The sequence below is a fragment of the Kribbella orskensis genome, from assembly GCF_004342085.1.
Classification (GTDB): domain Bacteria; phylum Actinomycetota; class Actinomycetes; order Propionibacteriales; family Kribbellaceae; genus Kribbella; species Kribbella orskensis.
Genome location: NZ_SLWM01000002.1, coordinates 223,056 through 246,302 on the forward strand (window position 1 = coordinate 223,056; position 23,247 = coordinate 246,302).

The following is a 23,247-nucleotide window of genomic DNA, read 5'->3' on the forward strand; positions in this document are numbered from 1 at the left end:
TCGTCCGGCCCGTATCAGCCGGTGATCAACCGGCCCGCCGGTGCTATATCCGCCACCGTCAGGTGGAGTGATCCCTTACTGATTCCGAGGCTAGGCGCGCCCCACCACCCCGTCAACACGGACACCCACCCACCACCCCCCAACCTCACTCCACCCCGTAAACCCCCACTCACCCCCCCCGCAGCTTCCGACAGCGTGGTCAGCCGATCACTCACCCCGCCAGGAAGTCCCGGATCAGTGCGATGACGGCAACTCCGGCACTGAAAACAGTCAGCAACAGCATCATGCGGTCATTGGCCGGCTGCTCTGTTCTGCGAGGCGCCAACCCGGCCGAGGCTGCGGGCGCGTTCACGTTCGCCGCCCGCTCCGGTCGATCCGGCGTCGTGCTGAAGTCATCGCGGGGCCACATGAAGGTCGGCAGCCCAATGAAGCCCTGACCTCGCACCAACTTCGGAAGACTACGCTTGTAGCCCAGGTGGTACTCGCATGTTCCGAAGAGGCCGCGCACCCGCCACATGCAGGGTCGGTGTGCACGAGTCTCGACTCTGCACCGCGTCTGCCGGAAGAGCGCGAAGTACAAGAGCAGGACGCCGGCCGTCACCGCTGCCTCGGCCCACAACCCTTGGGCTATGAGCAGCGCAGTAAGGACTGTCAGCACGAAGCCCCACGCTCGAAACCGGGTCGAGCTCCGTGCACGCCGGCCTCGCCGAGATCTCCCCATGCCACCCCCCGCAGATGACACTCTAGAGTTCACTCGCTACAGTCTGCGACGACTACGGCGTGTTGCCTTGACTTCCGCCCATCGCCGTCGGGCTGTTAACCCCTTGCCCTCCCCACTGCGCAAGACGAATGGCGTGCGGTCGGACCAACACGTCAGCCAATGCAACAGCGGTGCCTGGCCTACGGCTCAACCGTCGGCAAGGCACCGCTGTGATCAGATCAGTTGCGAGGGCCTGGGAGGCCGCCGTCACCTTCGACATCTCCGCCGGACCGGTCGACGTCCTCGCCAGTCCGCTCGACGTCGCCGCCCGAGCGCTCGCCCGCTCCGCCGGTTCCCTCTACGTCTCCACCGGAACGCTCGACGTCTCCGCCGGAGCGTTCGGCTTGCGCGGTGGGGCTCTCGACATCGCCGCCAGATGGGTCGGCGCCCTCGGGCAGGCCTTCGCCGGTCGACATGTTTCCGCCGCCCGCCGACGTGCCGGCAGACGAGTCGCTGCCTCCGCCGTCGGAGGTACCGGTGGCGGTGCCGCCAGTTGTCGCGCCCTCGGTGCCTGAGCCCGCCGAACTGCTCGGCTGCTCCGACACATCTGGTGGAGTACCGCCGACCACCCCACCGTCAGCCGGGTCCGAACTGGACTCAGTGGTGTCGGAGTCGGCGGAGTCCGTCGACTGGGTGGTGGCGCCCGGGGCGCCGTCGTCGGGGCCGGTCGCGGGGTCCACGGTCTCCGTGGTGGTCCCGGCCGACTGCTCGGATGCGGACGGTTGCTCAGGGGCGTCCTGGCTCGTACCGGAAGTCTGCGAAGCGTCGCCCGACTGCGACTCGACGTACTGGCCGACCTTCTGCTGGACGGTGTCGACCTTCTCCGTGTACTTGCCGCCGGTCTGCTTGTCGACCAAGTCACCGGCCTTCTCCACGCCCGCTTTGATCTTGTCCGGGTTTTGCTTGACGACGTTCCGGAGCCAGTTCTTCGCCTGTTCCTGGAAATCGTTCATTGCACCCTCCGAGAGGTGTCAGGGGCGGATCGGACGAAAATCTCAGCCTACGGACCAGTCACAAACCCCGATCCCTACCTCGGATCAGACACCGTCAACCCGCACCCGTCAACGTCCCTCGCCGCCCACACCCCCGGCTCCCTCCCCACCCCCACTCCCCCGCACCCCCAATCCACCACCCCAACCCCCTCCAAATCCCCACCCCAACTGCGGTCGACGCCACCGCGGATCTGCTCGCCGGCGCCCGCCCGGGCCTAGCTGCCCACCCCACTCACCGCTGCTCGCGGGTGCTCGCGAACGCTTGCTGAGCTCGACCTGCGGCGTTGCCGCCGAGCAGGAGTGCAGGTTGCTGGCCGGGGGCGAGGCGCCTGGCGAGCTAGCCGGCGGTCGCCTGCCGTACGCGCGGTGCTGGGGCCAGTTGGCCGACTCACCTGTTGGAGGTGGCGAGGACGGGGTAGCCCGGCGGGCGCCCAGCCGTACGCGCGGTACCGGGCGAGCTCGCGGACCACCTCGTGGGGCGGCGGGGGCTTGGCGAGGTGGGCGAGTCGTGGGGCTGGCGGACGGCTGGAGGTCTTAGCGAAGGACGGCTATTCGACTTCTAGGCCGGAGTCGTTGAGGAGGGGGAGTTCTTCGTCGGTGGCGGCTAGTTCTTGTTTGACGATGGTCATGGCCAGGCCGCCGGGGTAGCCCTTGCGGGCGAGCATGCCGAGGAGGCGGCGCATGGCCACCTGGCGGTCGAGCGAGCGCATCGACCGGAGTTTGCGGCGGACCAAGGCCCGGGCGGTGGCTTCTTCCTGGTCCGGGTCGAGCTCGTCCAGGGCGTCGCGGGCGAGCTCGTCGTCGACGCCGCGGCGTCGGAGCTCCTGGGCGAGCGCGCGCTTGCCGAGGCCGCGGCCTCGGTGACGGGACTCCACCCAGGCGTTGGCGAAGGCGGCGTCGTTGATCAGGCCGACCTCGGTGAAGCGGTCCAGAACCGCCGCGGCAACCTCGTCCGGAATCTCCCGCTCGGCAAGGATGTCGGCCAGCTCAGCCCTGGTCCGCGGCTGGGCGGTCAGCTTGTCGAGCAGGATCGTCCGCGCGGCCGACTCGGGATCCGACGGCTTGTCGAGCTCCGGGTCGGCCGGTGTGGAGGGTTGCCCGGACCCGAACCGGCGACGCCGGCGCGGGCCCGGACGGGTGCTCTCAGAAGTCGACATCGACCTCGGCCACTGCAGCTTCGGCCGGCTTGTCCACCGCCGCGCCGATGCCCATCTTCTCCTTGATCTTCTTCTCCAGCTCGTTGGCCAGATCCGGGTTGTCGCGCAGGAAGTTCCGCGCGTTCTCCCGGCCCTGACCGAGCTGGTCGCTCTCGTAGGTGAACCAGGCGCCGGCCTTGCGGACGAAGCCCTGCTCCACCCCGAGGTCCAGCAGGCTGCCCTCACGGCTGATGCCCTGGCCGTAGATGATGTCGAACTCGGCCTGCTTGAACGGCGGAGCGACCTTGTTCTTCACGACCTTGACCCGGGTCCGGTTGCCGACGAAGTCGGTGCCGTCCTTGAGCGACTCGATCCGGCGCACGTCCAGCCGCACCGAGGCGTAGAACTTCAGCGCCTTGCCACCGGTCGTCGTCTCCGGGGAGCCGAACATGACGCCGATCTTCTCGCGCAGCTGGTTGATGAAGATCGCGGTGGTGTTGGTACCGCTGACCGCACCGGTCATCTTGCGCAGCGCCTGGCTCATCAGCCGGGCCTGCAGACCGACGTGGCTGTCACCCATCTCGCCCTCGATCTCGGCCCGGGGCACCAGCGCGGCCACCGAGTCGATCACGACGATGTCGATCGCGCCGGAGCGGATCAGCATGTCGGCGATCTCCAGCGCCTGCTCACCGGAGTCCGGCTGCGAGACCAGCAGGGCGTCGGTGTCGACACCGAGCTTCTGAGCGTAGTCCGGGTCGAGCGCGTGCTCCGCGTCGATGAACGCCGCGATGCCGCCGGCCCGCTGCGCGTTCGCGACCGCGTGCAGCGCCACCGTCGTCTTACCGGAGGACTCCGGGCCGTAGATCTCCACCACCCGGCCACGCGGCAGCCCACCGATCCCGAGCGCGATGTCGAGCGCGATCGAACCGGTCGGGATGACCTCGATCGGCGCCCGGCCCTGCTCGCCCAACCGCATCACCGACCCCTTGCCGCACTGCCGCTCGATCTGCGTCAGCGCGGTCGCCAGAGCCTTCTCGCGATCGCCGGCCTTGCGCTCCGCACTCGCCGCTGCACCAGCCATGTGACTGCCACCTAACCCATCTACTATCGGGGCCGCTGTCCCAGCTGCCCGGAGGAATTCTTTGTCGCCAGAGACGGTATGGGTTACGTCGGACAGTTTTGGGTGCCGCGCTGAATCTGTGGACAACTCGGCCGATCCGACGAACTCGTACGAGACAAAATAACCCGAACACGTGTTCGAACCGCAACTGACACGCCGGAACCTGGCCCGGACAACCAGGCTGGACCGCCGACTGCCTACTCTGGCGCTCGTGACCGACCGCCCCGAGTTCCCGATTCCGCCGTCATCCTCACCCTCAGCAGGGTCGAGTTCGGCCTCGACTCGGTGCTCGACTCACTCCGCACCCCGGACCCGTTCGGCATCCGCAGCATCCTCACCGAGTACTCCGCCCAGGAGCAACCGAACCTGGCCGAGAAGGGCCTGATCCTGGCCATCGACGGGCTGCTGCGGACGCGGCAGCATCGGCGCCAGGATGTTCGGCAGGCTCCCGGCGATCGGAGTGGTCGGCGGCTACTTCGACGAGCGCAAGGGCATCCGGAAGGCCGCGTACGCCGCCGCGGACCTCCTCAACAGCGGCTCGTTCCGGATAAAGCCTGTCTGAGGTCCACGGTCGCTGCGATGATCTACCCATGAGCGCGATCGCCATCGTCAGACCAGATGCCACCTGGGCCGCGCAGTACGACAAGACGGCGCAGGTGATCCACAACATCCTCGGGGACACCGCGCTGCGCATCGACCACATCGGCTCGACCGCGGTACCGGGACTGGCGGCCAAGGACGTCCTCGACATCCAGGCGACCGTCGTCAGCGAGCCCGACCTGGACGACGCGGTGGAACTGCTGGTCGCCGCCGACTGGGAGGTCCGCCCGCCGCGCCGCGATCACCCCGTGCCGGGTCTGCCGAAGGACGAGCTCCAGTGGGTCAAGCGGCTGGTGATCGAGCCCATGTACCGCCGCCGGGTGAACCTGCACGTGCGAGTAGCGGGCCGCGCCAACCAGCGGTACGCCCTGCTGTTCCGGGACTACCTGCGAGCCCACCCGGACACCGCGGCGGCATACGGAGAGTTCAAGAAGCGGGCGGCGAGCCTCCCGTTGGAGTCGGTCGGCGAGTACGCCGATCTGAAGGATCCCGTGTGCGACCTGATCTACCTGCCGGCTGAGGAATGGGCCGAACGCACCGGCTGGACCGTCTGAAGCTGACCTCCCGTCCCCGGGCGACCACGCGCGGACGGTAATCGCAGTACTACTCGGGGCTCGTTGACGCGTGCCGTGGTACAGACCAGGCTTGACCAGGGGGGTGCGTCGAGGACGACCCGGCGTATGACGGGCGGGCCGCTCCCCAAGGGGGCGTGATACGGAATGGCTGGATCAGGACGGCTCGCGGCGTTGCCTTGCGGCAAGGTGTCGAAGTGGATCGTGCTCGCGCTATGGATCGTCGCGATCGCGGTGTCCTTCGGACCGGCAAGCAAGCTCACCGGTGCTCAGGAGAACGATGCTGTCTCCTGGTTGCCAGGCAATGCCGAGTCCACCGAGGTACTGAAGGCGTCGGCCCAGTTCTCCTCGCCGGACGAGATTCCGGCCGTCCTGGTGTACGTACGTGACAGCGGGATCACCCCGGCCGACCAGCGGGCAGTGGAGGCACAGGTCGCCCAGTTCGGCCAGCTGCAGGACGTCGACCGCCCGGTGATCGGGCCGATTCCGTCCGAGGACAAGAAGGCCCTGCAGGTACTCGTGCCGATCAATGCCGGCTCCGGCGGCTGGGAGACGATCGGTGAGCGAGCCGACGACATCCGACGGATCGCGGCCGAGCGACCCGACGGACTGTCGTTCCACCTGACCGGACCTGGCGGATTCGCCGCCGACTCGCAGGAAGCCTTCGCCGGTATCGACGGCAAGCTCCTGTACTCCGCTGCCGCCGTGGTGATCATCATCCTGTTGCTGACCTACCGCAGCCCGGTGCTCTGGCTGCTGCCGCTGATCTCCGCCGGAGTCGCCCTGTTCGCCGCGCAAGCGGTGGTCTACCTGCTGGCGACCAAGGCAGACCTCACCGTCAACGCACAGAGCGCAGGCATCCTCACAGTGCTCGTGTTCGGCGCAGGGACGGACTATGCCCTGCTGCTGGTGGCTCGCTATCGAGAAGAGCTACGGCGGCACGAGGATCGGCATGAGGCGATGGCGTTCGCCTTGCACCGCTCTGGGCCGGCCATCATCGCCTCAGGCTCGACAGTCGTAGCCGGCATGCTTTGTCTGCTGCTGGCTTCCATGAACTCGACCCGTGGCCTCGGACCGGTCGCTGCTGTCGGCATCGTGGTCGCCTTGCTGGCCATGCTGACGCTGTTGCCCGCTCTGCTCGTCATCTTCGGCCGCTGGGTGTTCTGGCCGCTGCGGCCGACCTATGGGTCCGACGACCACACCGAGACGAGCGTGTGGGGCAGGATCGGGCGGCGGATCGCAATCAGGCCGCGGCTCACCTGGATCGTCACCTCGCTGGCGCTCGGCGCCGCGTCTCTGGGCATGCTCACCCTCGACGCCAACGGGCTCACGAACGAGGAGTCCTTCACCGGTACTCCGGACTCGGTGGTCGGTGAGAAGGTCGTGGCGGAACACTTCCCGGCCGGCGCAGGCAATCCGCTGGTCGTGGTGAGCAACGCCGACAAGGCCGCGGAAGTCCGTACGGCGATGGAGTCGACGGTGGGAATCGCCTCGGTGGCCGAGCCGCGAACCGCCGGCGACCTGGCTTACCTCGAGGGCACGATGACGGATGCCGTCGACACCCAGGCGGCCAAGGACACCGTCGACCGGGTGCGAGCCGCCGTACACGCGGTCGACGGAGCCGATGCGCTCGCCGGTGGCGGAGCCGCGATCCTGCTGGACACGCAACGCGCGTCGAACCACGACAACAAGGTGATCATCCCGACCGTGCTGGGCGTGGTGCTGCTGATCCTCGCGCTGCTGCTGCGATCCCTGCTGGCTCCGGTCCTGCTGGTGGCAACGGTCGTGCTGTCCTTCGGAGCCGCCCTGGGCCTCAGCGCGTTGGTGTTCACCCACGTGCTCGGGTTCGGAGGCGCCGATCCCTCGCTGCCGTTGTTCGTCTTCGTCTTCCTGGTTGCCCTGGGCATCGACTACAACATCTTCCTGATGACCCGGGTGCACGAGGAGTCGAAGGTGTACGGAACCCGTCGCGGCGCGCTGATCGGCGTCGCCGCGACCGGCGGCGTGATCACCTCGGCCGGGCTGGTGCTGGCGGGCACGTTCGCGGTGCTGGCGACGATGCCCGTGGTGGCCTTCGCGGAGATCGGTATCGCGGTCGCGCTCGGTGTCCTGCTGGACACGATCGTGGTCCGGTCGGTACTGGTGACGGCGCTCACCCTCGACATCGGCCGGCACATGTGGTGGCCGAGCAAGCTGGCCCAGAAGCGCGACCCGAAGCCGGGCGAGGAACTACCCGAAGAGGAGCCCGAGCCCTCGCTCGCCGGCGGCTGACCTACTGGCTCAGCGCTCGCTGGCGGGGAGGTGGAGGTGGGCCCAGACGGCGCGCCAGACTGTTTTGGCGTGCTCGCCCTGGGCCAATGCCTCGGCGACCGTGCGGCCGCCGAGCTCACTCACCACCTGGGTCTCGGCCCAGGTCCGCGAGTAGGCGGGACCGAGATGGCGATCCATCCGGTCCCAGAATTCCGTCAGTCTCATGCCTGCCCGTCATTGTCCGGCGGCTGGTTCCAGCCACCCTGCTGTCCACTTTGCTGCCCGCCCTGCGGAGGCCCTCCCTGGTGCGGAGGCTGCTGGGGTGGCGGGCCTTGCTGGGGCTGACCCCAACCGCCCTGCCCCTGCCCAGGCTGTCCACCCTGCGGCGGCCCTTGCGGTGGGCCCTGCTGCGGTTGCGGACCCCACTGGCCCGGCTGACCCTGCTGCGGCGGTCCCTGCTGCGGTTGCCCAGGGTACTGCCCAGGCCCCGGCTGCCCGTACTGCTGGGGTGGCCCGTACGGACCAGGCTGCCCATATCCACCTGGCTGCTGGCCATACGGCCCCTGCTGCCCGTACGGACCAGGCTGGCCCGGCTGGCCGCCGTACTGGGGTCCCCACTGGCCCTGCTGCGGTTGACCCGGGTACTGCCCGTACTGACCCGCGTACTGCGCCTGGGCAGCGTTCCGGCGGCCGCGGACTACGAAGTACGCCACAGCGGCTGCGGCCAACAGCACCAGCACGATGATCAGGATGACGGCCCAGAGCGGGAAGCCGGCGCTCGCGTTCGACGTCAGGGAGACGTTGCCGAGCGTCTCCACGCTGTCGTACGTCGCCGTGCGGCCGCTCACCTGGGCGCCCGGGTCGTGCTCGAGGATCTTGCCCGGCATGGTGATCTTGACGTTGATCACCGGCTGGGTGCCGGACGGCATGCTGCCCAGGTTCATGTCCTTGACGCTGACCATGAACTTGTCGCCGTCCTTGCGGAAGGTCACGCTGTCGCCGGTCGAGCTGCCCATCTTGCTGAACGGGACACTGTCGAAGCTGCAGTCGGACCCGACGTACTTGTCGTCCTCGAACGCCTTGCAGGTGACGCCCTCGGTGCTCGACCCCTTGATCCCGTCCTCGACCTGCTGGCGGATCTTGTCCAGCGACTGCCCACTGGTCTGGACCAGCTCCTTGTCGATCCCGAGCTTCATGGTGCCCGAGACGGTCTCGTCCGCGTTCACCTTCAGGTCGGCATCCAGCTTGACGCAGCCCGTCAGAGCGAACAGACAGGCCACGACGACGAGTGCGGTGCGCACGCGGTTCACCATGTCCCCGATCATTCCAGAAGCAGGGGACAACGCGCTGTCCGGTGTCAGCCCTCCGAGAACTGTCGGTGGCACCCGGCAAGATAGGGATCGTGCAGAGATCCAGCGCGTTCAGCCGCTTCTCGCCCGCCACCCGGGCGTGGTTCGGCGACGTCTTCGAGGCGGCCACCCCGGCCCAGCTCGAGGCGTGGGACGCCATCACCGCGGGCCAGGACGCGCTGGTGGTCGCCCCGACCGGTTCCGGCAAGACCCTGGCCGCCTTCCTCTGGGCGCTCGACCGGCTGGCCACCACTCCTCCCCCGACGGATCCGAAGCTGCGCTGCCGGGTGCTCTACGTGTCACCGCTGAAGGCTCTTGCGGTCGATGTCGAGCGCAACCTGCGAGCCCCGCTGATCGGAATCCGCGAGACCGCCCGGCGGCTCGGCGAGGCTCCGCTCGACGTGGAGGTCGCGGTGCGCTCCGGCGATACCCCGGCGAACGAACGCAGGCGCTTCGCCACGAAGCCGTCCGACGTACTGATCACCACACCCGAGTCGCTGTTCCTGCTGCTCACCTCGCAAGCCCGCGAGTCGCTGAAGGGCGTCGAGACGGTGATCGTCGACGAGGTGCACGCGGTCGCCGGCACCAAGCGCGGCGCCCATCTCGCCCTCACGCTCGAGCGGCTCGATGCGCTGCTGCCCAAGCCGGCGCAGCGGATCGGCCTGTCCGCGACCGTCCGCCCGGTCGAGGAGGTCGCCCGCTTCCTCGGTGGCGAGCGGCCCGTCACGGTGGTCCAGCCCAAGTTCACCAAGCAGTGGGACCTCAGCGTCGTCGTACCGGTCGAAGACATGGCCGAGCTCGCCAACACCGAGATCGAGGTTTCCGGCCCAGCCGCCGGGCCGCCAAGACATGCCTCGATCTGGCCGCATGTCGAGGAGCACGTCTTCGACCTGATCTCGGCCCACCGCTCCACCATCGTCTTCTCCAACTCGCGTCGCCTCGCCGAGCGGCTCACCGCAAGGCTGAACGAGATCGCCGCCGAGCGTGCGGAGCTGGAGCTGCCCGACGCGGGCTCACCCGCGCAACTCATGGCTCAGTCGGGTGCGTCCCTGGCAGCACCGCCTTTGATCGCCCGGGCACACCACGGCTCGGTCAGCAAGGAGCAGCGCGCGCTGATCGAGGCAGACCTGAAGTCCGGGCGACTGCCCTGCGTGGTCGCGACCAGCAGCCTCGAGCTCGGCATCGACATGGGCGCGGTCGACCTGGTGATCCAGGTCGAGGCGCCGCCGTCCGTGGCCAGCGGTCTGCAGCGGGTCGGCCGCGCCGGGCACCAGGTCGGCGCGATCTCGCGAGGTGTGCTGTTCCCGAAGTTCCGCGGTGACCTGGTCGACACGGCCGTGGTGGTCCAGCGGATGCGCGACGGCCTGATCGAGAGCCTGCACATCCCGGCCAACCCACTCGACGTACTCGCCCAGCAGATCGTCTCGATCGTTGCCCTCGACACCATCGATGTGGACGAGCTCTATGCCCTCGTACGCCGCTGCGCCCCGTTCGCCACGTTGCCGCGTTCGGCGTACGACGGGGTGCTCGACATGTTGTCCGGGCGCTACCCGTCGGACGAGTTCGCGGAGCTCCGGCCGCGGATCGTGTTCGACCGGGTCAGCGGCGAGATCTCCGGCCGGCCGGGGGCCCAGCGCCTGGCGGTGACCAGCGGCGGCACGATCCCCGACCGCGGCCTGTTCGGCGTCTTCCTGGTCGGCGAGTCCACCAACCACAGGGTCGGTGAGCTCGACGAGGAAATGGTCTACGAATCGCGAGTCGGCGACGTCTTCACGCTGGGCGCGTCCAGCTGGCGGATCGAGGACATCACCCACGACCGAGTACTGGTCTCACCGGCTCCGGGACAGCCGGGGAGGCTCCCCTTCTGGAAGGGCGATGCCGTCGGGCGTCCGGCCGAGCTCGGCGCTGCGACCGGCGCCTTCGTCCGCACGATGGCCTCGCTGCCACCGGCGAAGGCGGTCAAACGCGCACGCGACGCCGGCTTGGACGAGTACGCGGCGAACAACCTGGTCGCCTATCTCGCCGAGCAGCGCGAGGCCACCAGCCGGATCCCGGACGACATCACCATCCTGGTCGAGCGGTTCCGCGACGAGCTGGGCGACTGGCGCGTCTGCATCCACTCTCCGTACGGCGGTCAGGTGCACGGCCCCTGGGCTCTGGCGATCGCTGCCCGCCTGCGCGAGCGGTACGGGATGGACGCGCAGTCCGTCTCCGGTGACGACGGGATCGTGCTGCGCCTGCCCGAGACCGACGAGGCACCACCCGGTGCGGATCTGGTGCTGTTCGACCCCGCCGAGATCGAGGATCTGGTCACCGCTGAGGTCGGCGGATCGGCCTTGTTCGCCGCGCGGTTCCGTGAGTGTGCGGCGCGGGCGCTGCTACTCCCCCGGCGCAATCCGGGCAAGCGATCTCCGCTGTGGCAGCAACGTCAGCGCTCGGCGCAGCTCCTCAGCGTCGCCAGCAAGTACGGCTCGTTCCCGATCGTGCTCGAGACGCTGCGGGAAGTGCTGCAGGACGTGTACGACCTGACCGCGCTGAAGGATCTCCTGACCGGGATCGGCGAGCGCCGGATCTCCGTGGTCGAGGTCGAGACGCCCGAGGCCTCGCCGTTCGCGAAGTCGCTGCTGTTCGGCTATGTGGGCGCCTTCATGTATGAGGGCGATACCCCGCTCGCCGAGAAGCGCGCGGCCGCCCTTTCGCTGGACCAGGGGCTGCTGGCGGAGCTGCTGGGCCGGACCGAGCTGCGCGAGCTCCTCGACGCAGAGGTCGTACTGCGCACCGAGGCCGAACTGCAGCGCCTGGCGGAAGACCGTCGAGCCCGCGATGCCGAAGGCCTGTTCGACGTACTACGGCTGGTCGGGCCGCTGTCGATCTCCGAGGCTTCGCAGCGTTGTGTGGACGGCTCGGATGCCGAGGCCTGGTTGACCGACCTTGCCGCTGCCCGGCGAGTGGTCCGTGTGCGGATCGCGGGCGAGCACCGCTGGGCCGTGGTGGAGGATGTCGCCCGGCTGCGCGACGCCCTCGGAGTGCCTCTGCCGCCGGGTGTCGCCGAGGCTCACGCCGAGTCTGTCGCGGATCCGCTGGGCGATCTGGTGTCGCGCTATGCCCGCACGCATGGCCCGTTCCGTGCGATCGACCTTGCCACCCACCTCGGGATCGGCGTGGCCGTGGTGACGGATGCGCTGCGGCGGCTGGCGGCTGCCGGACGGGTGGTCGAAGGCGAGTTCCTGCCTGGTGGCATCGCGATGGAGTGGTGCGACTCGGAGATCCTCCGGCTGCTCCGCCGGCGTTCCCTCGCCGCGCTCCGCAAGGAGGTCGAGCCGGTCGATCCCGCCGCGCTGGCGCGCTTCCTGCCTGCCTGGCAGGGAATCACCAGCAGCCGCGGCCGTGGCTACGACGTACTGCTGGGCGCTGTTGAGCAGTTGGCAGGTTGTGCTGTGCCCGCGTCGGCCTTGGAGTCGATCGTGTTGCCGTCACGCGTCCCCGGGTACCAGCCGTCCATGCTGGACGAGCTGACTGCGACGGGTGAGGTGGTCTGGGCCGGCTCGGGTTCGCTGCCGGGCACGGACGGCTGGGTCTCGTTGCATCTCGCGGACAACTGCGATCTGACGCTGCCCGATCCGGATCCCGCCTTCGAGCTTGGTGAGACCCACCAGGCTGTGCTCGACGCACTGTCGGGCGGAGGGGCGTTCTTCTTCCGGCAACTGAGCGATGTGGTCGGCGCGAGTGCCGGCGTGGTCGATGACCAGACGCTGGTCGGTGTCCTCTGGGATCTGGTCTGGGCGGGGCACCTGACCAACGACACGCTGGCCCCGGTGCGCTCTCTGGTCGGCGGCGGCCGAGGCAGCCACCGAACCCGCCGTACTCCGCCCCGCGCGCGCCCAGGTCGTCCGACCAGGCCGGGGCGACCAGCCATGCCATCGCGGAGTGGTCCGCCCACGGCAGGCGGTCGCTGGTCTCTGCTGCCTGAGCGGAACCCGGATGCCACCAGGCGGGCTCATGCCGCGGCGGAGACACTGCTCGACCGCTACGGGATCGTCACTCGCGGCTCGGTGATCACCGAGCGGACGCCGGGTGGATTCGCCGCGGTCTACAAGGTGCTGAGTGCGTTCGAGGAGTCTGGACGTTGCCGTCGCGGGTACTTCGTGGCGGGGCTCGGTGCGGCGCAGTTCGCCTTACCTGGCGCGGTGGATCGCTTGCGAGCGATGGCCGAGCTTCCGACCAGCGCGCCGAACTCCGCGGCCGGGAGGCGCAAGGAGGAGCCGGCGGCGCGGGCCGTAGTACTGGCTGCTTCTGATCCGGCGAATCCCTATGGCGCGGCGCTGCCGTGGCCCGAGCGGGAGAACGCGAGCGGTCATCGACCGGGGCGCAAGGCGGGCGCTCTGGTGATGCTCGTGGACGGGCGGCTGATCGTCTACGTCGAGCGCGGCGGGCGGACCGTGCTCAGCTTCACCGAAGACCCGGACCTGCTGCAGCCTGCTGTGGATGCGCTCGCGCTGGCGATCAGGGACGGCCACTTGGGCAAGCTCAGCGTCGAGACCGCGGACGGCGAGCAGGTGCGGCACACGGCGTTCGGGGATGCCTTGGCGAAGGCCGGGTTCCATGCGACGCCGCGCGGACTGCGACTCCGGGCCTGAGCCATGGCTGAGAGGGATTGAGCCGTGCCTGAAGGAGATACCGTCTGGCGCGCTTGCAAGCGTCTCAACGAGGCCCTGGGCGGTCGGGAGTTGACGCGGACCGACTTCCGGGTGCCGTCACTGGCGACAGCCGACCTCAGCGGGCGCTCGATGACGGAAGTCGTTGCGCGCGGCAAGCATCTGCTGATGCGGGTGTCGGATGGGCTGACGATCCACAGTCACCTCCGGATGGATGGCAGCTGGCATCTGTACCGCCCTGGCGAGTCCTGGAAAGGCGGTCCGGAATTCCAGATCAGGGTCGTGCTGGAGACAGCTGACTGGGTGGCCGTCGGGTATCGGCTGCCGGTGCTCGAACTCGTCGAGACGGAGAAGGAGGACACGGTGGTGGGGCACCTCGGCCCCGACCTGCTCTCCCCCGACTTCGACCGGTCCCTCGCGATCGCCAACCTCGCCGCCGAGCCCGAACGAACTATCAGTGAGGCGTTGCTGGACCAGCGGAACCTGGCCGGGATCGGGAACTTCTACCGCACCGAGGTCTGCTTCCTGCTGGGTCTGCACCCGTGGCGATCGGTGTCATCCGTGGATCTCGGTGCGGCGGTGGACCTCAGTCGCCGCCTGCTGAAGTCGAACCTGCGGCGCGCCGCTCAGGTGGCTACCGGGGTGGATCGTCCGGGTCAACGGACCTGGGTCTTCGAGCGGGCCGGAAAGCAGTGCCGACGGTGCGGGACGACGATCCTGACCGCCCACATCGGCGAGCCGCCCCAGGACCGCGTCAGCTACTGGTGCCCCACCTGCCAGCCTGACCTCTGACCTCGGCACCAGGTGCATCGGGCTGGATCCAGGCGCCTGTGGATGACCCGCGGCACCGGCGAAAAGACGGTTATCTTCTCTGTCGAATCGAACATCTGTTCGACCCGAGGAGGAGAAGACCATGTGCGACGTGTGCGGCGGCATCACGAACGACGAGTACCTGCAGCGACTCGTGGACAGCATCCGGACGCACGGCTGGACCGTGCAGTTCATCGAGGGTGACGACCAACGGAATCCGGCCTTCGCCTACACGCTCGGGCTCAGCCTGCGGGGTCATCCGGAGTTCATCACGTTCAACTGCCGGCCGGAGTCCGTCCAACGCGACCTCGGACCGCTCGTCCGGGCCGTGCTCGACGGAGAGCGCTTCGACGAGGGTGACGACCTGAGCCGGTTCTACCCGGACGAGCAGAAACCGCAGTTGCTCCGCTTCCCCGACTCGACGACCCATCTCTACACGGCGAACGGGATGTTCAGACGCGCCGGAGACCCGCCGATCCAGGCGTTGCAGTTTGTGTGGCCGAGCAAGGTTGCGTGGATGGGCGGCGACCGATGAACCGCGCAGGAGAAGCCGAGCCGCAAAGCAGGCCCAGCGTCCGGCCGGACCACCGCTCAGCCGACGCGCAGTACCGCGAGCCAGGCGGCGGGCAGCACCGCGGGTTAGGCGGCGGAGGCGACGACCTCGGTCTCGATGGTCGGATGAGCCAGCACCAGGGCCTCTTCGCGGGCAAGGTCCTCGCTCACCTCGGCGAAGACCGTCGACAAGGGAACTTCCAGCGCCATGCAGATGGCGGCGAGCAGCTCGCTCGACGCTTCCTTCTGGCCGCGCTCAACCTCGGAGAGGTAGCCCAGGCTGACCCTTGCATCGGCGGACACCTCGCGCAGAGTGCGCCCCTGGCGCAGCCGCTTGCGCCGCAGGACGTCGCCCAGCAGGCCACGAACCAGCACCATGAGGTTTCTCCCTTCCGCCTGTCGGACCGGCCCTACTCGCACCGTAGCCCGTCCGTGAGGACCAACGGTACCCGTTGCCGGGTCACTACTCGTCGCAATGTCCAGCTTCGGTGCGCCGTACCAGTCTGCCTTACCTGTCCCCATGCTGGTCTCAACACCCCGGTTAGGCCAGATCTTCCGCCACGAGTTCTACTGCCAGGTCCAGGACAGCTTCCACGCTGCCGCGGCGGATGGTTGCCCGATCCCCGCTCAGGGACAATTTCCGTACCTTTACAACGTCCGGACCGGCCGCCGCGACATAGACCGTGCCCGCCTCGATCCCGTCCTGCGGGTCCGGGCCGGCGACACCGGTCGTGGCCAGGCCGTAGGTGGCCCCCAGCCGCTCCCGTACACCGGCTGCGAGGGCTGCTGCGGTGTCTGAGTGCACCGGGCCTACCTCGGCCAGCAGATCCGTCGGAACGCCTGCGAGGGTCGCCTTCAAGTCCGTCGCGTAGACGACCACGCCGCCGCGGTAGATCGCGGAGATGCCCGGGATGTCCGTCAGCGCTGCGCCCACCAGGCCGCCGGTGAGCGACTCGGCCGTGGCGAGGGTCTCCCCGCGGTTCTTCACCAGTTCCACCAGCCGCTGTAACGCGGTCCCGGCGGCGTCCTGACCCACGGGCGTGTGCGCTTCCTGAGTCATGGAAGGGGGCGCTTCGCGGCGGCGCGGAGGCGCAGGGCTCGGCCGACATAGTCGACGCCAGTGACGATGGTGACGATCACGGCCGCGCCCATGAACACGACTGCCGTCCAGTGCAGAACGGCCACCGACTGCCACGGAAGGAGGTAGAGGCCGAGCGCGATCGCCTGGAGGACGGTCTTCAGCTTGCCGCCGCGGCTGGCGGGCATCACACCGTGCCGGATCACCCAGAAGCGCAGCGCGGTGACGCCCCACTCACGGACCATCACAACGATGGTCACCCACCACGGCAGCTCACCGAGGATGGACAGTCCGATGAACGCGGCTCCGGTGAGCGCCTTGTCGGCGATCGGGTCGGCGATCTTGCCGAAGTTGGTGACCATGTTCCACCGGCGCGCGATGTCGCCGTCGAACCGGTCGGTGACGATCGCCACCACGAACGCGGCGGTCGCGAGCAGCCGGGTCTCGGTGTCCTGTCCACCGTCGCTGAGCAGCAACCACAGGAACAGCGGTACCAGCAGGAGCCGCAGAACCGTCAGCGCGTTCGCCACATTCCAGGCGCTCGGCGCGCTGAGCGGTCCGGAGGCAGCGTGCGGCACCGGATTCGTCGGCGGGATGGTCACGCGGTCAGGTTAGCTGCCGCGACGCCCTCTCGGGTGCCCACGTGCGCGGCGAATTCGGCGATCAGGTCGACACCTTCGGTACCGACCACCTCCGCGGAGACCAGGTCGCCGACGGCCAGGCCGACGGGAAGCCCGGTCAGCGTGGTCGAACCATCGACCTCCGGCCCCTGGTGGGCGGCACGGCCCTCGACGGTATCGCCGTCGATCGACTCGACCAGGACCTCGACCGTCTCGCCGATCCTGGACTCGGCACGCGCGGAGGTCAGGTCCTCGGCGAGCCGGGTGACGCGGTCCAGCCGGGCCGCGATGGTGTCCTCGTCCAGCTTGCCGTCGTACGTCTCCGCCTCGGTGCCGTCCTCGTCCGAGTACCCGAACACGCCGATCGCGTCGAGTCCGGCGCGGGAAAGGAAGTCGCAGAGAATGTCCACGTCCTCCTCGGTCTCCCCCGGGAACCCGACGATCACGTTGCTCCGGATGCCGGCCGTCGGCGCCTGCGCGCGAACCTGCTCGATCAGTTCAAGGAACCGCTCCGCGTCACCGAACCGGCGCATCCGCCGCAGCAGTGGGCCCGAGGCGTGCTGGAAGGAGAGATCGAAGTACGGCGCGACGCCCGGCGTGGACGCCATCGCCGAGATCAGCGTCGGGCGCATCTCGGCCGGCTGCAGGTACGACACGCGTACCCGGGTGAGGCCGGGGATCTCGGCGATCTCGGCGACGAGGGTCTCCAGCAGGCGGAGGTCGCCCAGGTCCTTGCCGTACGAGGTGGAGTTCTCCGAGACCAGGAAGACCTCGCGGACGCCGTTCTCGGCGAGCCAGTGCGCCTCGCCGAGCACCTCGGTGGGGCGGCGGGAGACGAACGCGCCACGGAAGGCGGGGATCGCGCAGAACGCACAACGACGGTCACAACCGGACGCGAGCTTGAGCGGGGCCATTGGGCCACCGTCGAGCCGACGACGCATGATCCGCGGACCACTGGCCGGCGCGGAGGCCAGGTCAGGCGCGTCGATCGTCAACTCGCGGTCGGCCGCTTTCACGATCCGCCCCTTGAGCTCCTTGCCGTCCACGCCGCCGTCGCCTGCGGCCTCGCCACCCACCAACACCTCACGAGTGAGGTCGTCACCCGCTGGGGCGTTGACTGCGGCGGTGTCGTGCGTGTCGCCGTGACCGGGGAGGGCTACGCCGGTGGCGTTCGCGCGGTCGGCAGGCGCGAGTGGGAGGAGCTTGCGGCGGTCGCGCGGTACGTGCGACTGGTGCTTGGTGCCGGACAGGATCGAGCGGAGGCGCTCGGAGATGTCCGCGTAGTCGTCGAAGCCGAGCACCGCGTCCGTCTCGGGCAGCGCCTCGGCCAACTGCTCGCCGTACCGCTCGGCCAGGCAGCCGACGGCCACGACGGCCTGGGTCCGGCCGGATTCCTTGTAGTCGGAGGCGGCGAGCAGGGTGTCGACCGAGTCCTTCTTGGCGGCCTCGACGAACCCGCAGGTGTTCACCACCACGGTGTCCGCCTCGGCGGCGTCGTCGACGAGGCGGAAGCCGCCGGCCTCGAGCCGTCCGGCCAGTTCCTCGGAGTCGACGTCGTTGCGGGCACAGCCCAGCGTGACCAGGGCGACGGTCGTGGGAGTCGTAGTCATCGCTCCGAGTATGACTGCTGCACCCGACGCCCCGAAATCAGCCGCCCACGAAGAGCGCAGGATCCCAATCCACCCACGTGAAGGGCGCGGACCCCGACTGACTCAAGCGAAGGGCATCGGACCCTGAACCACCCATGAACGCGCGGGTCCCACCCACCTGCGCGGACGGGTGCGGGATGGCGACCGGCCCTCGCCGAATGGTCAGTTCGGTTCGGTTAGTTCGCCGGTGGGGGTGATGGTGAAGCGTTTGGCGGGTGGGATGGACAACTTGTTGTTGATCCGGACGGTGATGTTGCCGCCGTTGACCAGGGAGACTCGCATTTCGCCTTTGTGCACGATGGTTTGAGTGGAGCCCGGGCCCAGCCGGCCTTGGAAGAGGCGGACGCCCTTGGAGTTCCGGACGGTGACGTAGGAGCCGTCGCCGCGGGCGGTGAGGGTGAGCTTGACGATGCCTGGCTTCACGACCGGCGGCTTGGCCGGGAGCTTGGGCTTCGCCGACGGCTTGGCGGTCACCTTCGGCGCGGGCGTGGTGACGACCGGGGTCGGGGTGGTCTTGGAGGCGTTGGCCTCGACGTCGCTCGGGAGCGTGAAGAGGCGGACCATCCCCCAGCCCATCAGGCCGACCAGGATCGCGCCCAGCACCACGGCCCAGCGCGGACGTGCCGGGTGCAGGGTCGGTCGCCGGTCCTGCGCGCGCTCGTCGCGGCGGCTGCGGTCGGCGTCGGGCTCCGGATGCGTCTCGTCGAACTTCGCCAGCAACACCTCGGGGTCGGTCTTGACCACGCGGGCGATCGCACGGATGTGGCCGCGGGCATAGAAATTGCCACCGCAGCGGGTGAAGTCGTCGGCTTCCATGGCGGCGAGCAGACCGGATCTGATCCGGGTCGAGGCACTCAGCTGCTCGATCGTCATGTCAGCCCGTTCGCGGGCCGCCGTGAGCTCGCTGCCGATGCTCACGTCTCCACCGCCTCTCCACCGTCGTCGACAAATTTGTTCAGATCCGCTGACATCACAGTCAACGGCCTTGGTTCGACGGGGTCACGCAGGAGTCAGAGTTGTTCCCTGACCGGACACCTGGTGTCTGCCAGCAAGTGCAGCGCCTGAACCACTTCCCCGTTCGACGGCCGAGCCGTCAACCCGAACGGTACCGCGAGTGAGGTTCCCGTCAGGCGACGGTTGGCATCAGTCACCCTGCGACTGGCTTGCGACATCGCCCCGAGCACCGGCCCGGGGTCCAGCAGGTGTACCGCGATCCGCCCGTCGTCGAGCAGGTGCCGCCGTGGCAGGACGGTGACCTCCTCGATCTCTTCCCAGCGAGTACCGATCCATTCGTTGCGGATCCGCAACCGGATCCCGACTTCGTCGGCGACGAGTAGCGCCCCGACCGTCATCGCCCGGACGCAGATCACCGGGAGTACGCCGAACGCCGCGGCCGCGATCCAGCGCAGTACGCCGGTGGGGCTGCTCGAGGCGGAGGTGGCGAATCCGAGCGCGACCAGGCCCGCGCCGAGGGCCAGGGCCCCGTGCACCTTCTGGGAGGCACGGACGGTGAACTCCGTGGCGACGGAATCCGGGTCGACAGCGTGCTGCTCAGACCGAGGCGTCGCGGTATGGGCGGTCACGGGTCACTCTCCTCGCAGTGTGGCGACGAAGTCCTCTAGGTCGTCAGGTTTCACCAGCACGTCCCGGGCCTTGGAGCCTTCGCTCGGCCCGACCACGCCCCGGCTCTCCAGGATGTCCATCAAGCGGCCGGCCTTGGCGAAGCCGACCCGGAGCTTACGTTGCAGCATCGAGGTAGAACCGAACTGGGTCGACACGATCAGCTCGGCCGCCTGCACCACCAGGTCGAGGTCGTCGCCGATCTCGTCGTCCAGGTCCTTGCTCGGGCCGGCCACCGCGGTGACGTCCTCGCGGTAAGTCGGCTGCAACTGCTCCTTGCAGTGCTGGACAACGGCACGGATCTCGTTCTCGGTGACCCAGGAGCCCTGGATACGCATCGGCTTGCTCGCGCCCATCGGCAGGAACAGCCCGTCACCCTGTCCGACCAGCTTCTCGGCGCCCGGCTGGTCCAGGATCACCCGGCTGTCGGCCAGGGACGAGGTGGCGAAGGCGAGCCGCGACGGTACGTTCGCCTTGATCAGACCGGTCACGACGTCGACGGAGGGCCGCTGGGTGGCCAGCACCAGGTGGATACCGGCGGCCCGGGCGAGCTGGGTGATCCGGACGATCGAGTCCTCGACGTCGCGCGGGGCGACCATCATCAGGTCGGCGAGCTCGTCGACGATCACCAGCAGGTACGGGTACGGCGTGAGGACGCGCTCGCTGCCTGGCGGCGGCTTCACCTTGCCGCCGCGGACCGCCTTGTTGAAGTCGTCCACGTGCCGGAAGCCGAAGGCGGCCAGGTCGTCGTAGCGCATGTCCATCTCGCGCACGACCCACTGCAGCGCCTCGGCCGCCTTCTTGGCGTTCGTGATGATCGGCGTGATCAGGTGCGGGATGCCCTCGTAGTTGTTCAGCTCGACCCGCTTGGGGTCGACCAGGATCATCCGCACCTCGTCCGGCGTCGAGCGCATCAGCACCGAGGTGATCAGCGAGTTGACGAAGGACGACTTGCCGGAGCCGGTCGCACCCGCGACCAGCAGGTGCGGCATCTTCGCCATGTTGGCGACGACGAACCCGCCCTCGACGTCCTTGCCGAGCCCGGCCACCATCGGGTGGTGGTCGTTGCGTGCGGTCGCCGACCGGATCACGTCGCCGAGGCTGACGATCTCCTTGTCGGTGTTCGGGATCTCGATGCCGATCGCGGACTTGCCCGGGATCGGCGACAGGATCCGGACGTCCGCGCTGGCCACCGCGTAGGCGATGTTCTTGCTCAGCGCGGTGACCTTCTCCACCTTGACGGCGGAGCCGAGCTCGACCTCGTACCGAGTGACGGTCGGGCCGCGGGTGTAGCCGGTGACCTGCGCGTCGATGCCGAACTGGTCGAACACCTCGGTCAGGCGGTCCACGACGGCATCCGACGCCTTCGTCCGCGCCTTGTGCACCGAACCGGGCTTCAGGATCTGGCCGTCCGGGAGCGTGTAGGTGATGTCGCCGGAGAGGCGGAGCTGCTCCACCCGCTGCGGGATCGGCGTGTGCGGCGGCGGCTCGGGAGCCGATCCCGCCTTCGAGGCGGCTGCGGCCTTCCAGGCCGGCTCGGCCTCGGTGTCGGCGGCCGCGTCGGCGTCGGCGTCGTAGCCATCCTCCTCCGGCTCCACAGCGGCCTTCTTCCGGCCACGCTTGGAGATCTCGCGGCCCTCGAGCACCGGAGAGTCGTACGGCTTGACGGTGGGCTCGCCGTCGTCGTCCAGAGCGGCCTTGGCGCGCCGCTCCTTGCGGGTGAGCCGCACGGTGTCGTCGGCCTGGGCCGTGACCGACGGAGCGTCGGCCGGGATCTCCGTCCGCCCGAGCAGTACGTCGAACGCGGCGCGTACCCGCAGCGGGATCGCGTAGATCGGAGTACCGGTGACGACCAGCGCGCCGAAGATCGCCAGCAGCACGAGCAGCGGCGCGGCGACGTACTCCGTGAGGAGGTCCGACAGGAGCGAGGAGACCACGTAGCCGATGGCGCCGCCGGCCTCCTTCAGGCTGCCGTCGGCCGGGTTGCCGGGACGCGGCAGGCCGTTGGCGATGTGGACCAGTCCGAGCACGCCGAGGGACAGCGAGGTCCAACCGATCACCTGGCGCCCGGCGGGGCCGTTGCGGTCCGGGTGGCGCAGCGTGCGAAGCGCGACGAACAGGAGCATCAGCGGCACGGCCCAGCCGAGCATGCCGACGCTGCCGGCGACCACAGTACGGACTCCGTCGCCGACGGCACCGGGCAGGTTCCACCAGATCGCGGCGGCGACGACCAGTGCGAGGCCGATCAGGGTGAGGCCCGCGCCGTCGCGGCGGTGGGCCGGGTCCAGGTCGCGGGCGCCGTGACCGATGCCGCGGACCATGCCACCGAGCAGGTGTGCGATCCCGATCCAGCACTTGATCAGCCCTCGGCCGAGGGCCAGCATGGCGGCCGCGAAAGGACCGGCGCCGCTCGATTTGGGCGCGGCTGTGCGCGCAGTGGTGGTACCACTGCGCCTCGCGCTCTGCCCACGCTTCTGGGCTCCTGACGGTCGGGAGCGTCCACCTGCGGCCGACCGTCCCGAACCGGGGCTGTTGGCTGCCGACTTCCGCGCCCGCGCCGGGGAAGACGTGCGGGTCGCCATATCTAGCAGGCTACCCCGACTACCACTCGAGTCACACGTGTCACACGCCGGTCACGCCGTCCCATCCGTGGCGTCACAACCCAGCCACCCACTCCCGCTGAAGCCGCCTCAGGAGGAGTGCGTGCCAGATCAGCACATACCCGGCGAGTGCCAGGAGCACACCCGAGGCGGCCCCGGTCAGCAGCAGCCGGGCCGCCGCTTCACCGAGCAGCGGACCCTCGGCCCGGCCGACCTCCACCACGGCAGCAGCCGCGGCCAGAAGGACCACCGCCACCAGTACGGCGTACCGGGCGGGTGCGGGGACGTAGCGGGTGGCGTCGACCGGGTTGGGCGGGGTCTTGCGCCACCAGAAGTACAACCAGACCGCGATGATCAGGACCCCGCCTACGCTGCTCGCGTACTGCAGCACCCGGTTGACCTCCCAGAACGGGGTGATGTCGGCGGTGAAGAACTTCCAGTTGTGCCGGACGAAGTACCCGTCGTAGTGCGTGAACGAGTCCCACAGAACGTGGGTGAACGCGCCGATCACGGTCGACACCACGATCCAGAACGCGTGCACGAGGCTGGGGATCCGGAGGCGCACAGCAGGCGACGGCAATCGGCCGGCGAGGGCGGCAGGAGCCAGGGCGAGCAGCGGCCGCTTCACCAGCAGCTGGAAGACCAGCAGGATGAGCAGAGCCAGGAACGGGTCCAGCCAGAACGCAGACGAGAACTCGTGCGTCCGCGTGATGGTGAGGTTCCCGTCGATGTACATGGTCGCGAACCGGTAGGCGGCACCGACGTACAGCAGATCTGGCGCGACCGCACCCGCCACCAGCGCCGACGCCACCAGCGGGCCTCGCATCAACGGCAACACGGCGGCCGGATGCGCTAACGGAAAAGGCACCCGCCGCACATTAGTT

21 protein-coding genes are annotated in these 23,247 nt (G+C 69.0%); 6 read left to right on the top strand and 15 right to left on the bottom strand.

Features of this window, described 5'->3' with window-relative positions:
* Window positions 1-211: 211 nt before the first annotated feature.
* The 5 genes from EV644_RS06160 to EV644_RS47085 form a co-directional block, all read right to left on the bottom strand.
* Complete coding sequence (locus EV644_RS06160; RefSeq protein ID WP_132188135.1) at window positions 212-517, bottom strand: hypothetical protein; 306 nt, start codon at window positions 515-517, stop codon at window positions 212-214.
* A gap of 422 nt (window positions 518-939) precedes the next feature.
* Complete coding sequence (locus tag EV644_RS06165; RefSeq protein ID WP_132188134.1) at window positions 940-1,713, bottom strand: Rv0909 family putative TA system antitoxin; 774 nt, start codon at window positions 1,711-1,713, stop codon at window positions 940-942.
* Window positions 1,714-2,300: 587 nt separating this feature from the next.
* Window positions 2,301-2,909 carry a regulatory protein RecX gene (locus tag EV644_RS06170; protein WP_241998022.1) on the bottom strand — a complete coding sequence of 203 codons (609 nt, stop codon included), beginning with the start codon at window positions 2,907-2,909 and terminating at the stop codon, window positions 2,301-2,303.
* Window positions 2,896-3,969 (bottom strand): recombinase RecA, encoded by a 1,074-nt coding sequence (recA, locus tag EV644_RS06175; RefSeq protein WP_132188133.1) that lies wholly within the window; start codon window positions 3,967-3,969, stop codon window positions 2,896-2,898. Before recA ends, EV644_RS06170 begins: the two co-directional genes overlap by 14 nt.
* Before the next feature lie 333 nt (window positions 3,970-4,302).
* Complete coding sequence (locus tag EV644_RS47085; protein ID WP_255511292.1) at window positions 4,303-4,431, bottom strand: hypothetical protein; 129 nt, start codon at window positions 4,429-4,431, stop codon at window positions 4,303-4,305.
* 10 nt (window positions 4,432-4,441) lie between these two features.
* Between EV644_RS47085 and EV644_RS47090 the strand changes: the two genes are divergently transcribed.
* From EV644_RS47090 to EV644_RS06190, 3 genes are all read left to right on the top strand, one after another.
* Complete coding sequence (locus EV644_RS47090) at window positions 4,442-4,570, top strand: hypothetical protein (RefSeq protein WP_255511290.1); 129 nt, start codon at window positions 4,442-4,444, stop codon at window positions 4,568-4,570.
* A gap of 28 nt (window positions 4,571-4,598) precedes the next feature.
* Window positions 4,599-5,162 (top strand): GrpB family protein, encoded by a 564-nt coding sequence (locus EV644_RS06185; protein WP_132188132.1) that lies wholly within the window; start codon window positions 4,599-4,601, stop codon window positions 5,160-5,162.
* A 165-nt stretch (window positions 5,163-5,327) separates the two neighbouring features.
* Window positions 5,328-7,451: an MMPL family transporter gene (locus tag EV644_RS06190; RefSeq protein WP_132188131.1), complete on the top strand. Its 2,124-nt coding sequence runs from the start codon at window positions 5,328-5,330 to the stop codon at window positions 7,449-7,451.
* A gap of 9 nt (window positions 7,452-7,460) precedes the next feature.
* Here the strand turns inward: EV644_RS06190 and EV644_RS06195 are convergent, their stop codons facing one another.
* Window positions 7,461-7,655, bottom strand: coding sequence for a DUF3046 domain-containing protein (locus tag EV644_RS06195; RefSeq protein WP_132188130.1), 195 nt, complete (start codon window positions 7,653-7,655; stop codon window positions 7,461-7,463).
* On the bottom strand, window positions 7,652-8,743 hold the full coding sequence (locus tag EV644_RS06200; protein ID WP_132188129.1) for an LppM family (lipo)protein: 1,092 nt from the start codon (window positions 8,741-8,743) through the stop codon (window positions 7,652-7,654). Before EV644_RS06200 ends, EV644_RS06195 begins: the two co-directional genes overlap by 4 nt.
* A gap of 65 nt (window positions 8,744-8,808) precedes the next feature.
* Here EV644_RS06200 and EV644_RS06205 point away from each other — a divergent pair, with 65 nt between their 5' ends.
* From EV644_RS06205 to EV644_RS06215, 3 genes are all read left to right on the top strand, one after another.
* Window positions 8,809-13,416 (top strand): ATP-dependent helicase, encoded by a 4,608-nt coding sequence (locus tag EV644_RS06205; protein WP_132188128.1) that lies wholly within the window; start codon window positions 8,809-8,811, stop codon window positions 13,414-13,416.
* Window positions 13,417-13,440: 24 nt separating this feature from the next.
* Window positions 13,441-14,226 (top strand): Fpg/Nei family DNA glycosylase, encoded by a 786-nt coding sequence (locus EV644_RS06210; protein ID WP_132188127.1) that lies wholly within the window; start codon window positions 13,441-13,443, stop codon window positions 14,224-14,226.
* Window positions 14,227-14,347: 121 nt separating this feature from the next.
* Window positions 14,348-14,779: a DUF4262 domain-containing protein gene (locus EV644_RS06215; protein WP_132188126.1), complete on the top strand. Its 432-nt coding sequence runs from the start codon at window positions 14,348-14,350 to the stop codon at window positions 14,777-14,779.
* A 104-nt stretch (window positions 14,780-14,883) separates the two neighbouring features.
* Here the strand turns inward: EV644_RS06215 and EV644_RS06220 are convergent, their stop codons facing one another.
* The 8 genes from EV644_RS06220 to EV644_RS06255 all read right to left on the bottom strand — a co-directional run bounded on the left by EV644_RS06220 (window position 14,884) and on the right by EV644_RS06255 (window position 23,231).
* On the bottom strand, window positions 14,884-15,174 hold the full coding sequence (locus EV644_RS06220) for a helix-turn-helix domain-containing protein (RefSeq protein WP_132188125.1): 291 nt from the start codon (window positions 15,172-15,174) through the stop codon (window positions 14,884-14,886).
* A gap of 163 nt (window positions 15,175-15,337) precedes the next feature.
* Window positions 15,338-15,856, bottom strand: a complete 519-nt coding sequence (locus tag EV644_RS06225) for a CinA family protein (protein ID WP_132188124.1) — start codon at window positions 15,854-15,856, stop codon at window positions 15,338-15,340.
* Window positions 15,853-16,476 carry a CDP-diacylglycerol--glycerol-3-phosphate 3-phosphatidyltransferase gene (gene pgsA / locus EV644_RS06230; RefSeq protein ID WP_241998020.1) on the bottom strand — a complete coding sequence of 208 codons (624 nt, stop codon included), beginning with the start codon at window positions 16,474-16,476 and terminating at the stop codon, window positions 15,853-15,855. Before pgsA ends, EV644_RS06225 begins: the two co-directional genes overlap by 4 nt.
* Window positions 16,473-18,104, bottom strand: coding sequence for a 30S ribosomal protein S12 methylthiotransferase RimO (gene rimO, locus EV644_RS06235; protein WP_132188123.1), 1,632 nt, complete (start codon window positions 18,102-18,104; stop codon window positions 16,473-16,475). Before rimO ends, pgsA begins: the two co-directional genes overlap by 4 nt.
* 201 nt (window positions 18,105-18,305) lie before the next feature.
* Window positions 18,306-19,061: a helix-turn-helix domain-containing protein gene (locus tag EV644_RS06240; protein ID WP_132188122.1), complete on the bottom strand. Its 756-nt coding sequence runs from the start codon at window positions 19,059-19,061 to the stop codon at window positions 18,306-18,308.
* Window positions 19,062-19,153: 92 nt separating this feature from the next.
* Window positions 19,154-19,726 (bottom strand): hypothetical protein, encoded by a 573-nt coding sequence (locus EV644_RS06245; protein WP_132188121.1) that lies wholly within the window; start codon window positions 19,724-19,726, stop codon window positions 19,154-19,156.
* 3 nt (window positions 19,727-19,729) lie between these two features.
* A complete protein-coding gene (locus EV644_RS06250; RefSeq protein WP_132188120.1) occupies window positions 19,730-22,147 on the bottom strand; it encodes an FtsK/SpoIIIE family DNA translocase in 2,418 nt (805 codons plus the stop codon).
* Between the two features lie 271 nt (window positions 22,148-22,418).
* Entirely contained in the window at window positions 22,419-23,231 is an 813-nt protein-coding gene (locus tag EV644_RS06255; RefSeq protein WP_132188119.1) for a DUF4184 family protein, read from the bottom strand.
* Window positions 23,232-23,247: the final 16 nt, after the last annotated feature.

Bases quoted from the DNA above. Each gene is read 5' to 3' on its own strand.
- EV644_RS06160 (WP_132188135.1), bottom strand. From the start codon at position 517: ATGTGGCGGGTGCGCGGCCTCTTCGGAACATGCGAGTACCACCTGGGC.
- EV644_RS06165 (WP_132188134.1), bottom strand. From the start codon at position 1,713: ATGAACGATTTCCAGGAACAGGCGAAGAACTGGCTCCGGAACGTCGTC.
- EV644_RS06170 (WP_241998022.1), bottom strand. From the start codon at position 2,909: ATGTCGACTTCTGAGAGCACCCGTCCGGGCCCGCGCCGGCGTCGCCGG.
- recA (WP_132188133.1), bottom strand. From the start codon at position 3,969: ATGGCTGGTGCAGCGGCGAGTGCGGAGCGCAAGGCCGGCGATCGCGAG.
- EV644_RS47085 (WP_255511292.1), bottom strand. From the start codon at position 4,431: ATGCTGCCGCGTCCGCAGCAGCCCGTCGATGGCCAGGATCAGGCCCTT.
- EV644_RS47090 (WP_255511290.1), top strand. From the start codon at position 4,442: ATGTTCGGCAGGCTCCCGGCGATCGGAGTGGTCGGCGGCTACTTCGAC.
- EV644_RS06185 (WP_132188132.1), top strand. From the start codon at position 4,599: ATGAGCGCGATCGCCATCGTCAGACCAGATGCCACCTGGGCCGCGCAG.
- EV644_RS06190 (WP_132188131.1), top strand. From the start codon at position 5,328: ATGGCTGGATCAGGACGGCTCGCGGCGTTGCCTTGCGGCAAGGTGTCG.
- EV644_RS06195 (WP_132188130.1), bottom strand. From the start codon at position 7,655: ATGAGACTGACGGAATTCTGGGACCGGATGGATCGCCATCTCGGTCCC.
- EV644_RS06200 (WP_132188129.1), bottom strand. From the start codon at position 8,743: ATGGTGAACCGCGTGCGCACCGCACTCGTCGTCGTGGCCTGTCTGTTC.
- EV644_RS06215 (WP_132188126.1), top strand. From the start codon at position 14,348: ATGTGCGACGTGTGCGGCGGCATCACGAACGACGAGTACCTGCAGCGA.
- EV644_RS06220 (WP_132188125.1), bottom strand. From the start codon at position 15,174: ATGGTGCTGGTTCGTGGCCTGCTGGGCGACGTCCTGCGGCGCAAGCGG.
- EV644_RS06225 (WP_132188124.1), bottom strand. From the start codon at position 15,856: ATGACTCAGGAAGCGCACACGCCCGTGGGTCAGGACGCCGCCGGGACC.
- rimO (WP_132188123.1), bottom strand. From the start codon at position 18,104: ATGACTACGACTCCCACGACCGTCGCCCTGGTCACGCTGGGCTGTGCC.
- EV644_RS06250 (WP_132188120.1), bottom strand. From the start codon at position 22,147: ATGCTGGCCCTCGGCCGAGGGCTGATCAAGTGCTGGATCGGGATCGCA.